This is a genomic window from Paenibacillus sp. Y930 (assembly GCF_056786375.1).
In genome coordinates this window covers 210856-223300 of sequence record NZ_JBXCIX010000003.1, presented here as the reverse complement: position 1 = coordinate 223300, position 12445 = coordinate 210856, and the positions used below count along the sequence as shown (strand labels likewise).

8 protein-coding genes and 1 riboswitch are annotated in these 12445 nt (G+C 38.3%); of the genes, 5 read left to right on the top strand and 3 right to left on the bottom strand.

What is annotated here, in order from left to right:
* Positions 1 to 245 precede the first annotated feature (245 nt).
* The 3 genes from AC1TO5_RS10015 to AC1TO5_RS10005 all read right to left on the bottom strand — a co-directional run bounded on the left by AC1TO5_RS10015 (position 246) and on the right by AC1TO5_RS10005 (position 5272).
* A complete protein-coding gene (locus AC1TO5_RS10015; protein WP_482062667.1) occupies positions 246 to 2249 on the bottom strand; it encodes a stalk domain-containing protein in 2004 nt (667 codons plus the stop codon).
* 268 nt (positions 2250 to 2517) lie between these two features.
* Entirely contained in the window at positions 2518 to 3528 is a 1011-nt protein-coding gene (locus tag AC1TO5_RS10010) for an ABC transporter substrate-binding protein (RefSeq protein WP_482062666.1), read from the bottom strand.
* Between the two features lie 100 nt (positions 3529 to 3628).
* Positions 3629 to 5272: an ABC transporter substrate-binding protein gene (locus AC1TO5_RS10005; protein WP_482062665.1), complete on the bottom strand. Its 1644-nt coding sequence runs from the start codon at positions 5270 to 5272 to the stop codon at positions 3629 to 3631.
* A 163-nt stretch (positions 5273 to 5435) separates the two neighbouring features.
* Between AC1TO5_RS10005 and AC1TO5_RS10000 the strand changes: the two genes are divergently transcribed.
* From AC1TO5_RS10000 to AC1TO5_RS09980, 5 genes are all read left to right on the top strand, one after another.
* Positions 5436 to 7151, top strand: a complete 1716-nt coding sequence (locus tag AC1TO5_RS10000; protein ID WP_482062664.1) for an ABC transporter ATP-binding protein — start codon at positions 5436 to 5438, stop codon at positions 7149 to 7151.
* Positions 7152 to 7155: 4 nt separating this feature from the next.
* Positions 7156 to 8193 (top strand): FecCD family ABC transporter permease, encoded by a 1038-nt coding sequence (locus AC1TO5_RS09995; RefSeq protein WP_482062663.1) that lies wholly within the window; start codon positions 7156 to 7158, stop codon positions 8191 to 8193.
* 12 nt (positions 8194 to 8205) lie between these two features.
* Entirely contained in the window at positions 8206 to 9225 is a 1020-nt protein-coding gene (locus AC1TO5_RS09990) for a FecCD family ABC transporter permease (RefSeq protein WP_482063104.1), read from the top strand.
* A 123-nt stretch (positions 9226 to 9348) separates the two neighbouring features.
* The gene (locus AC1TO5_RS09985) at positions 9349 to 9648 is read left to right on the top strand and encodes an AraC family ligand binding domain-containing protein (protein ID WP_482062662.1); all 300 of its coding nucleotides are present in this window, start codon (positions 9349 to 9351) and stop codon (positions 9646 to 9648) included.
* Positions 9649 to 10265: 617 nt separating this feature from the next.
* Positions 10266 to 10361, top strand: a riboswitch (cyclic di-GMP riboswitch).
* Positions 10362 to 10408: 47 nt separating this feature from the next.
* Positions 10409 to 12433, top strand: coding sequence for an S-layer homology domain-containing protein (locus AC1TO5_RS09980; protein ID WP_482062661.1), 2025 nt, complete (start codon positions 10409 to 10411; stop codon positions 12431 to 12433).
* Positions 12434 to 12445 lie beyond the last annotated feature (12 nt).

Sequence of the window (12445 nt, the reverse complement as noted above, 5' to 3'; positions counted from 1 at the left end):
TGTTGGGATAGCAGTTTGTTTTTTTTCTGCAAAGTTTCATCCATAGAGTATAACGACATAATCAACCTAATAGTTGCGGTTTAAATTCATAAGTTATAGAAGTAGCGTAAAATATCGTGAAACACCGATTAACTTTTACAAAGTAACCATATATTGGATGTTTATAATGCCATGTTATAAATAATTATAGCTTGGATCGTTAGCATTAGCTATCGACCCAAGCTATAATTGTTTGTTTTAATAGATTAACTGTTAGTTAATGAAGGGATAGGTAGGAATAGAAGATTAATGGGCATATTACTACCGGGTGGCGCCATGAATGTTAAATTCACTGTTTCTTGCTTATTACCGGTACGGTGCAGAATACTTGCTTCTGTAGAACCTACTAAATTACTGTTTTTTGGCATTACTTCTACTATTTCATTGTTAACGAGAAAGGCCCCGCCATATTGACCACCTCGAGGATTCAAAACAATGGCAGTTTTGGGTGAAACTTCAAGTTGGAGTTTGTATAATACCCCGCCATTATCCGAATTAGTTACTGGTTTGCCTGTTACAGCGTCAATTCCTTGTAGCATCTGATCATAAACTTTGTCGCCGAAAATTAATCTATCTGCACCTTTTGCTCCTAGAACTTTATTTGTTGTAATCTTGCGGTTACCATTTTCAAATGTACCGCGAACTTGTTTCGTATCATTGGCAGTTTGTTGTAATGTTTTAAGTGCAGCAAGTTCATCTGTGCGTTTTTCAGTAACCAATAATGTGAATTTTAATGGAGAATCTTCAGGTACCGTATATTCAGCGAAATAGGACATCGTTTGATTCGTATGCATTGCGCCATTCCCAGTTCCAAAAAGTTCATAAGTTTTACCTGGTAAAAGTGCTGATTGAGATGCTGGCAAATTATTTTTTATATCTTGAAGATAGTATTGTGTAGCTTGTTTACCACCTAATGTTACATAAGGTGTAGGACCGGCTCCAACGTAATGATTTTGATCGATATAAACAGTTTCGGTATTTTCATTTGTTACCATGAGATGCAACTCAAGATCTTGTTTTGCACCATTTTGCTTATGAACATTAAATCTTACTCTTCCACTAAGTGTATCTGTATAATCAATTGCTGGGCCCATAACAAGCCCTGGACTATTCGTGCGTACAATCGTTACATCTTCAGGTGTTATCGTATAAGGAGTTGCAGCAATGCCTAAAGCAACACTAGAATCGATAGGGAACTTTTCACCGATTGTTGTGAAATTTAGATAAAATTGATCTTTCGTATACATCACTTCATCTAATACTGTAATTTCTTTACTGGCCGTGGAAGTAAGACCTTCTTCATCAAGAACGGTTAAAGTAACAGTTTTTTTACCGGGAGTAAAGAACGCGGCCTCTTTACCAGTCCATTTGCTATAGTCAATTCCATAATCGTCCTTACTTTTATTCGTATAGATAACAGCCTCACCTATTTTATAACTATTTTTATCCGTTGTGAAAGCTGCAATAGGGGCTGTATTAGGTAAATGAACCTGTAAATACACGGTATATGGATAGCTCCATACACCTCGTTCATCCTTCACTCTACGAGTAATTTCGTAATTTCCTGGTTCATTATAGATCGTTTGTTTACCAATCCATTCTTCAGCTACAATATCAAAACCGTATAGGCTTGATGAGTTGTCAGTGATGGTGACTTGTGTTTGACCAGCAATGATCTTGTATTCATTAACATTGAAGTAAGCTTCTGGTGCTGTATTCCATGTAAGTGTTACAGTTTTTTCATTCACTAATACGTCACTTCTTGTCATCTCAGCCCAAGTATTGAAATACACCATTAAGTTACCGTCTTTCGTGTAGGGAGTTCCAGAATAGTATTTGCGATCGTTTACTGTAGCCTCATCGGATCCTTGCTTAAATGTAATCTTACTGCTTTTATTAGAAGCAACTGAAGATTTCGACTTTGAATCATAACTTACTTTGAAGCCATATAACGTGGCAAATGTTTTGAACGGGATGTAAATTGTATTATCAACAACAGTAATAGGTACCTTAATCTTGGACTTTGTACCGTTAAAGGTAATTTCATTACTACCTAACGTAAATACAATCTTGTTTATTCCGGATATAACATTATTGCTGTCAGCAATAGCCACTTGAGGATTCAACCAGTTTGAAGCGCTTGTTAACAATAATGATACGATGCATAATAGCACTAACTTTGTTGTGCTATATTTAAGAAGTTTTAACATGTTATCATTCCTTTTCATTGGATTTGTACAACATATACTTATACCATTATTTTTATCCATACAATATGACGACAAAAGGTAAATAATAGTTGCGATGTAAAATGTAAACATAAAAATAAATGTAATATCAAGTGACATTTGCATAGTAGATATTAAATTCAAGAAACAAAAATGCCCTATAGCAAGTCCAACACTTCAAGTAACCTTGAAAGATGAACGCTATAGGGCATCAGTCTAATATCTTACATCACAAATATGAATCGAAAGCTTATTTAATTAAGCTTGTTAGAACATTATCGATCATTTGAGTATTTGCAATTGGACCAGTATACAACCAACTGGACTCTGGACCGAATTCATATACTTGACCGTTTTTCACAGCTGGAATTTCACTCCAGATCGAATCTTGTAATGCTTCAGAACCGGTAGCAGTATCACTGTTAACTAGAATAATATGATCGGCATCAAGTTTTGCCAATGCTTCTAAGGAAACAGAACGCCAAATACCAGTGTCACCTTCGGAAATCGTTTGAACTAGCTCAGGAACTGCAAAGCCAAGATCATTATACAGCACATCACCGCTAGATTGATGATCGTTAACGATCCAGAACGTTTTGCCCACTAACCAAATAGCCGCTACGGATTCATCTGCTTTAATTGCAGTAGCAAGCTGTGCTTTCGCATCGATTGATTTTGCTTCATAAGCGTCAAGAGCAGCTTGGGCTTCTGTTGATTTGTTAAGTACTTCGCCAATGGCTAACAGTGATTGACGCCAGTCACTGTTAATTTCAGCACCTAGAGCGTAGGTTGGAGCTATTTTGGCGTAATTAGCATATTTATCATCAGCGATTAAAGTTTCATCTCCGATTAGAATAAGATCAGGAGTATAGCTAAGTACAGCTTCAAACGGCAGATCATAAGGGATAAGCGGTACAGATGCAAGCTCAGATTGTAAATACATCATTGGAGCTTCACCGATAGCCCATTGAGCTGCTGGTTGAACATCTAATGCTACAAGATAATCTTCTAAGTATGAAGCGATAATACGCTCAGGCTTAGAAGGTATAATAACTTCATGACCTAATGGGTCAGTTAAAGTACGTTCTACATTGTCTTCAATTGCCTCATTTTCTTCAGTCACCGCATTGTTTACGGGTGCTGTTTCTGCAGGCTGATTGGAGTTACTTACATTGTTATTACCGCATGCCGCTAACATAGCTATAATCATGATGGCACACAATAGTTGGAATACGTTTTTCTTTCTATTTGTTAATGACACTTTTTCTTCCCCCTAAAATTGTCTAGTGATGCTGTGAATAGATAATGATACTCAATATCAATAAGCTTAATTCTAACAACAGCAGTTTATTTGTCTATATCTATAAGTCATTTATTTCATGCACAAAATGACATTGTTGCATATCATCATGATTACGAGATAGAAACAGATGCTCTTGAAGCTCTAATTGCTTATACAGAGAATAGACATCATTAGCATGGAAAATACGTTTGTCGATAAAATAAATTCGATTCTGCTGGTAGGCAGGTAAGCTTTTCCACACAGAATGATTCATCATCTCATTCACATAATCTTTGCTCTCTGCATCAAAGGGGTAGCTAATAATCATATGATCTGCCGCATATAAAGGTAATTGATCTAGCGGAAGCTCTAAGGGAGAATCTTTACCTATAATTTGCTTTTTAATCAAATCAGGAGCGCTTAATCCTAATCCCTCGTATAAATTATAGCCACCACGGCCATGAAGTTCATTCATTACCCAAATATTACGACTAGGGGCGAGCTCATATAGACCAACTGTTTCATTGGGATGTATAATAGTTTGAATACTTTGTTTTACCCTCTGAGCTTGTTGCTTGTATTTGTCGATAAATTGTTCAGCTTCTTGCTCGCGCTTAAGTGTATGTGCAAGCGAACGAAATCGCTCAAAAGAATTGCCATAAGGTATAATGATAGTCGGAGCTATTTTCGTTAAATTATTCAATAAGGTGTTACCAAGCCATTTGGGTGCGATAATAAGCTCAGGGTCTAATGCAATGATGCTTTCTACCGAACTTCTACCAACATCAACGACATCTTCTAACATTTCTCTTAATAAGTACAATCCCTGTAATCCATAGAAATATGATGCCCCTACAGGCTTTATTCCTAATGCCAGCAAGTTTCCGATCCAATCATAGACAATAATTCGCTTAGACTTGTCCATATAACCTTTGGGGGAAATGCCTGTCATTTGCTTGAATTTTCTACTCAGATATAGACCGTTTGAGTATCCCACATTCGCTGCAATTTCATTCAGATTGAGGTCTGTAAGCAGCAGTTGTTCTTTGGTTTTATCTATTCTGATGTTAGCCATATATTCTGAGAAGCCTACTCCGGTCTCTAATTTGAATATTTTAGAGAAGAAGCGCGGGTGAAATCCGGTGAATTTGGCCATACCGTCTCTTGTAATTTCATCTTGATAATGCTGATGCATATAAGTAATCACTTGCTGAATCGTTTCTCCATGATGTGTAGAGTGTGGCGAAGCAAGATTAGAGTTTTGTTGATGGATGGAAGGCAGAAGCTCATAGAGCAATGTTTGCTGTTTGAATGACATATGTTTCTCTGTAGAATGGCGCAGCTCCAACAACTCTTTGGCGACTTCAATAAACCGATAATAAGATATGCCGTAGATAGGTCCATCTTCACGCCAATATTGTTTGGATTCTTCATAAATGATTGGCTCGGTTGCATCAGCTTGTACAAGCTTTAATATTTGAAAAGATATAATATATACAACTAAGTCATGTTCAGCCATCACGTTAAATTGCAAGTAACAATCACGATTGCAAAAAGTTGCTGTACCAGGATAAAGCATGACCGTCTTATCATTAATAAGTAACTCAGACTTTCCTTCAACGGTTAGAATAATACTATAGGCATCGTTCCATTGACGTTTATGTGTTTCTGTTGCTAGCAAAGTATGTTGCGTGATTTCTTTATAAGAATATAGATAGTCCAATTTCGGATAACTCCTCTCGTATCAAAGTAACAATATCATTTGCGCCAAAATCAATAATGCTCTATACTTTGTTGTTGTGAATATGATAATCACTATCAATATAAGAATGAGATATAAATAGTACTTATGTCAACGTAATTATGTTACAGAAAAGAGGTTCTAGATGATTAGACGATTTTTCAGTTACTATAAGCCTTATACCCGTTTATTTATTATCGATTTTGGTTGTGCCGTTTTAGCTGGTTTACTGGAGTTAGCCTTTCCGCTAGCAATAAGTGTATTTATTGATAAGTTATTACCCAATGAGGAGTGGAATCTCATTATATGGGCTTCCGCAGCATTATTAGCATTATATGCGCTCAATACTTTTCTACTTTATATCGTAAATTATTGGGGACATGTACTCGGAATTAATATTGAAACGGATATGAGAAAAAAGTTATTTGCCCATATTCAGAAATTATCGTTTCGCTTTTTTGATAATACGAAAACAGGTCATCTTATTGGTAGACTGACGAATGATATGAACATGATTGGTGAAGTTGCCCATCATGGTCCTGAGGATTTATTTATCGCAGTAATGACGTTAGTTGGTGCGTTTGTTATGATGCTATTATTTAACTGGAAGCTGGCAGTAATTACATTTGTTATTGTTCCATTTATTATTGGTGTTGTAATCTACTTTAATAAAAAAATGACGAAAGCGATTCATCAGCTCTATAGTGATATTGGGGACTTTAATGCACGAATTGAAGAGAATATAGGTGGTATTCGAGTAGTTAAAGCATTCTCTAACGAGAAATTTGAAGAAGAACAATTTGAAGTTAACAATAATCGTTTTCGAGTTACGAAATTATTATCCTATAAACTTATTGCCAAAAATGGTTCGATCAGCTATATGATGATGAGACTCGTTACTTTATTCGTAATGGTATTTGGTACTTGGTTTGTTATTAAAGGAGATATGTCTTACGGATCTTTAATGGCATTTATTCTATTAACGAATGTCTTCTTCAAACCTATTGAAAAAATTAATGCCATTATCGAGAGTTATCCTCAAGGTATAGCTGGGTTCAAGAGATATATCGAGCTATTAGATACGAACCCCGATGTTGCGGACGCACCGGATGCTATTACATTGGACAAGATGAATGAGAAAATTGAATTTAAGGATGTTTCATTCGGTTATGACGGAAAGCAACCGGTACTTAATCATATCGATTTGACGATTGCAAAAGGAGAGACTATTGCTTTTGTTGGACCATCTGGTGCGGGTAAAACAACCATTTGTAGCCTGCTTCCAAGATTCTATGATGTAGATCATGGTTCAATTTGTATCGATGATATAGATATTCGCCAGTTTACCCAGGATTCTCTACGTAAGCAAATCGGAATTGTGCAGCAGGATGTATTTTTATTTTCAGGTACAATCCGTGAAAATATTAAGTACGGCCAATTAGATGCTGATGATGATGCAGTGTGGGAAGCGGCGCGACGTGCCAAGCTAGAACAATTGATCGAAGGACAAGCTGATGGTCTAGATACTGTTATTGGTGAACGTGGAGTGAAGCTGTCAGGTGGTCAGAAGCAACGATTAGCGATTGCACGTATGTTCCTCAAAAATCCTCCGATATTAATATTGGATGAAGCTACTTCGGCATTAGATACGGAAACAGAATTAGCTATTCAGGAATCATTAGCTGAGCTATCCAAAGGTAGAACGACACTTATTATCGCTCACAGATTAGCGACGATTAAGGATGCAGATCGTATTGTTGTTGTGACTGAAGAAGGAATAACAGAGCAAGGTAGTCATGACGTACTTCTATCTCAAGATGGCGTATACCGCCGTTTACATCTAGCACAATTCGGAGGATAACATCATGGTTAATGATGTCAAAGATTCAGCAGCGGTCAAGGTTCAATCAAGACCAATCGCAGCGATAATAACACTTATTGGTGGATTAATTGCAATAGTCGTTGCAATTGCGATATCGATATCGATTGGCTTCGCCGAGATGCCTCTTTCTACAGTATGGGATGCAGTTTTCCACTATAACTCAACAATATTAGATCATAAGATTATTCATACTTTGCGTTTACCTCGTATCCTTGCTGGGGCGATGGTAGGTGCTAGCTTTGCGGTCGCGGGTGCGATCATGCAAGGGATGACACGTAATATTCTGGCAGATTCAAGCTTATTGGGTCTTAATGCAGGAGCTGCATTAATGCTTACAATAAGTTTGGCCTTTTTCCCATCAGCACCATTTCACATTATATTACTATTCTCATTTGTAGGAGCGGGGCTTGGTGCTTTTCTGGTATATGGTATAGCAGCTATGAACCGAGGTGGTGTATCTACTGTACGACTTGTGTTGGCAGGAGCGGCGATTAGTGCATTATTATCTGCACTAAGTGAAGGAATTTCGCTCTATTTCAAAATAGGTCAAGATATCGCTTTTTGGTATGCTCAAGGTGTGTCAGGTGTAAAGTGGGAGCAGCTTGAGATGTTATTGCCATGGTTCATTATTGCGATGGCAGGGGCAATCTATTTTTCGCGATCCGTTACCATTCTAGCACTTGGCGAAGAGGTTGCGAGAGGATTGGGCTTAAGAACAGGATTCGTACGATTAGCATGTGCGATTATTGTTCTTATGTTGGCAGGTGCATCTGTGGCACTTGTTGGTTCCATTGGTTTTGTGGGACTTATCATTCCACATATCACTCGCAAACTAGTGGGATTAGATTATCGACTAATTATTCCATGCTCTGCTGTACTTGGAGCGTTACTTATTATACTTGCCGACCTATTAGCAAGAGTGATTAACCCTCCATATGAGACACCCGTTGCGGCTATCGTTGCGGTCATTGGGGTTCCTTTCTTCTTGTATTTGGCTCGTAAGGAAAGGGGAGCGATCTAAGTGGGACAAGCGATGAATGGTGCAGTTGAATTGAAAAAGAAACGTAGTAAAGCGACTATACTGATAACATTTGGCATACTTATCATGATTTCTTTCATCCTTAGTATGAATACGGGGTATATGAAGATTGCACCAATTGAATTATTCAAAACATTATTTGGTCAAGGTACTGCTCAGCAGCAATTAATACTTTTTGATTTTCGCTTACCAAGAATTGTAATATCTGTATTAATCGGTGCAGGGCTTGCGGTGTCAGGTTGCATTATGCAGTCTGTATCACGTAATGCATTAGCCGACCCAGGAATACTCGGTATTAATGCTGGTGCTGGTTTGATGGTTATGATATTTGTTTCCTTCTTCTCTGTAACGAGTACGGGACATATTTTCTTACTGCCAGTTCTTGCTTTCGTAGGTGCTGGACTAACCGCTACAGTAATCTTTATTCTGTCATATCAACGTAACCAAGGAATTTCTCCGAATAGTTTGCTACTTACGGGGATTGGTGTTGCAGCGGGAATTAGTGCAGCCATGGTTATCCTCACGATTCGATTAAAGCCGGATCAATATCAATTTGTAGCTTCATGGTTAGCAGGAAGCATATGGGGAACCAATTGGAAATTCGTTATAACATTAATGCCATGGGTATTCATTCTCATTCCTTATTTGATGTACAAATCCAATGTATTGAACATTATTAGTTTAGGTGAGGAACGTTCGATAGCACTGGGTATCTCTGTCCAACGGGAACAGATCAAGTTGCTTGTAGCAGCTGTTGCACTTGCAGCAGCATGTGTTTCTGTAAGTGGAGGGATAGGGTTTGTTGGCTTAATCGGGCCTCATCTAGCTAGAAGATTAGTAGGTTCGCAACATAATATATTACTACCGACAGCAGCGTTAGCAGGATCATTATTAGTCATTGTCGCTGATATGCTCGGAAGAGTCATTATGGCACCTGCGGAGATAGCGACAGGAGTAGTTGTAGCAGTAATCGGAGCTCCATACTTTATCTATCTCCTTATTAAGATGAAGTAGCAAAATTGGTGATTTGAATCACATGCTATTAATGTAAACTGATTTATACTGAAGGTAATGATGAGGATAGTCACTAATACAGCTTGAGTACTATGATTTCAATGAAGCAGGGAGGAATAAAGGATGAAAGTATTTAATCTAGAAAGCCATTTGCAGGATCAGGACAAGTATATGAATCCTCTTACCAGTTTTGAGAAAACAAAGGTAGTCCAGATTCAACTTAAGAAAGGCAACGGTATTCCGGAGCATAGTGCTAATGCGGATGTACTTATCGTAGTTCAAAAAGGCAAAATAGCATTTAATGTTGCTGGGGAGCGAGTCGAGCTTACGCCTAGCAATATGTTATATATGGAGCCGAAAGAGCAGCATAGTTTGCAGGCACTAGAAGACGTGGAGCTATTACTCATTCGTGTTGAGAGATAATCATCTCATTTGTAAAAATAATCATCTCATTTGTATAAATAAAACATCTTTCAGCTTGATTAGGTTGGTGTATCAACTTAATCAAGCTGAAAGTCTGTTGTAGAGGAAATTCTAAAAGCAATCTTTGTTAACATACACTTTGAGCATATACCTTTGAAAGGGTTTATAAAATTGTCGTCCCACCCCGAATTCTACGATTATCCACCAATTCAACTGCTTCCTCTATTGTCAGAAGTTTAGACTTTGACTCGGACATAAGCTACCTCCTGTCGTTATATTTGTGTATCTTTCATATATTGTTACTACTTAGGTTCCAAGATAAGAGAGACCTAGTGGCCCGAATATATCTGTTGTTTATTAAGTTGGTTAATGACCTAAGAATTAACCGAATTTTGCGCTAATTGGTATGGAATATGTGAACTATTATTATAAACTCGTGCTTAAGGCTACTAGTACTTAGAGATATATGGGTCTATTGGAACGCTTGAAAAGACTGAAGTCACAAGTATATAAAAATTTTTTATGGGAAAATAGGAAAAAAGAAGGAAATTCATTGAGAGCATAGAATGTAAATAAGCAGAGACTGCAAAATATTTCATAAAATGACAAACCAAATGTAGGAAAAAAGGCAAATTCGTCGAAAGGCGGAGACGCAAAGCCACGGGTCTAATTTATCGAGTGAAGCTCGATGAGATGATAGCCGGGTCGCTCAAGGCAAGTGGTTTTTTTGCGTCCAAAATACGTGAAACGAGGGTACATAATGTTGAAATGGAAGCAAGGGGTTAGGACATTAGTAGCGTGTTCAGTAGTGGCAATTGTTTTCGTATTGCTAGCAACGAATACGAAAATAAGTGCAGCTGCTATCCCGAATTTAGAAAAAGCTACGGATGTGCAAATTTCAGGAGATGGAATGATTTGGCTAGAAATTCAAGATGCTGGTCAGAAAAAGCTAGTCTATTTTAATACAGTAACAGGAGAGAAAAAAGATATTACAACGGGTAGCCCTACAGTCGATGCACCGTATTTATCTAGTGACTATATTGTTTGGGCAGATAAGGGTGATGAGCCTAATGCAACGATGAATTGGGATATTATGCGTTATCAAATATCAACAGGAACGAAGACTAAGCTTAATACGAAAGCCGGACAATATTCTAACCCAACGGTGGATGCTAATGGAGCGCTATGGTATGACCGTACGAATTATGGGTTTATGATGTACTATGATTTCTCTACGGGAAGAGAATCTAATATTGGAGAAGGTCGTTTTCCAGTGTTAGTTGAAGGGGTGGTCGTCTATAAGCATGCTAGAGACGGCGGTGTAAGTCTATTAAAGCTCAAAACAGGAGTTAAGCGCCCGCTTATTATGCTAGGTGGCTCTAACCATATAGATAGTTTCGTATTTAATGGCACGCATATATTGGCGTTGCAGCGTAATGAGCAGGGTGAAAGCAAATATGTATCGATGGATGTGCTTAATAACACCTCTTCAGCTAAGGATGTAACGGAGTATACAAGCAAACAGCAAGAATATGCAATGATGGCGATAAGTGATACATATGCAGCATTTATAGAAAATACGAATGGCACCCCTGTATTGAAAACGGTTGAGCTGAATAATGGTAAGGTCTCCACAATTTCTATATCTGATGCAATGGGAGGCTTGATTGGTATAAATGGCTCACAGTTATTTTATAGCAAGCCAGATGGGGGTTTAGCCTCTATGAATCTAGCTACAGGCAATAGTAATCCATCTCCACCCGATCAGTCTGGAACTGATAGTGACGCCGGATTACCAAATGGATCTGATCAGGAGGAAGAGCAATATAGCATAGTTATTAATGGAGAAGGTGGGGAGTTGGCAACGGATGATCAGCGTGTCGTTGTCACAATCGAGCAGATCAGCTTTCCAGCTCCAACAAAAGTAAGTATTACGCAAAAACGTTCGAACCAATATTCGTTAATTGATGCAAACGGTCATGCACTAGAACTTGCGAGTGGGGTTTGGCAGCTCGATGCAGAGCAAAGCTTTATGAAAAATGCACTGCTTCGTATGAGTCATTCACTGCATTCGTATTCGGGCAATGAGATCGATAAGCTCGGCATTTATCGCTGGAACGCGACAGTTGGCTATTGGGAGTATATCGGTGGAGCCAATCAAGTTGTAGCAGGATTCACGCAAGCTTCAATTGCTCATACAGGTACTTACGCGATTATGTATCGCAGTATTAGCTTTGACGATATACAGCAGCATTGGGGACAGCATGTGATTGAAACATTGGCAGCTAGAGACATCATTAATGGTGTTAGTGCAACGAGCTTTGCTCCGAATCGGTCAATTACTAGAGCGGAATTTACAAAGCTACTAGTAGGAGCGATAGGGATAGAGGAAGTAGTGGCTGAGCAATCATCGTTCAGTGATGTTTCACCTCAAGCTTGGTATTATTCATGGGTTGAAACAGCTGCTGCAGCTGGAATTGTACAAGGCTCAGGAGACAAGTTTAAGCCTAATGATGCGTTAACTCGAGAAGAGATGATGACGATGTTAGTGCGAGCAGTAGGCACGCAGCTAGGGGAGCAAAATACTAGTAGCAATGAAACAGAATTAGCAGAATTCAAAGATAGCGATGCTGTTAGTGAGTGGGCAAAATCTTCTGTGGCAACAGCTATTCGCTTGAATCTCATCGAAGGTAATGCTACAGGACTGAAGCCATTACAATTAACAACAAGAGCAGAGTCAGCTACAGTGATCTATCGCTTATTGCTAGTGTTAGATCAACTTTAATAAGAATAGAAT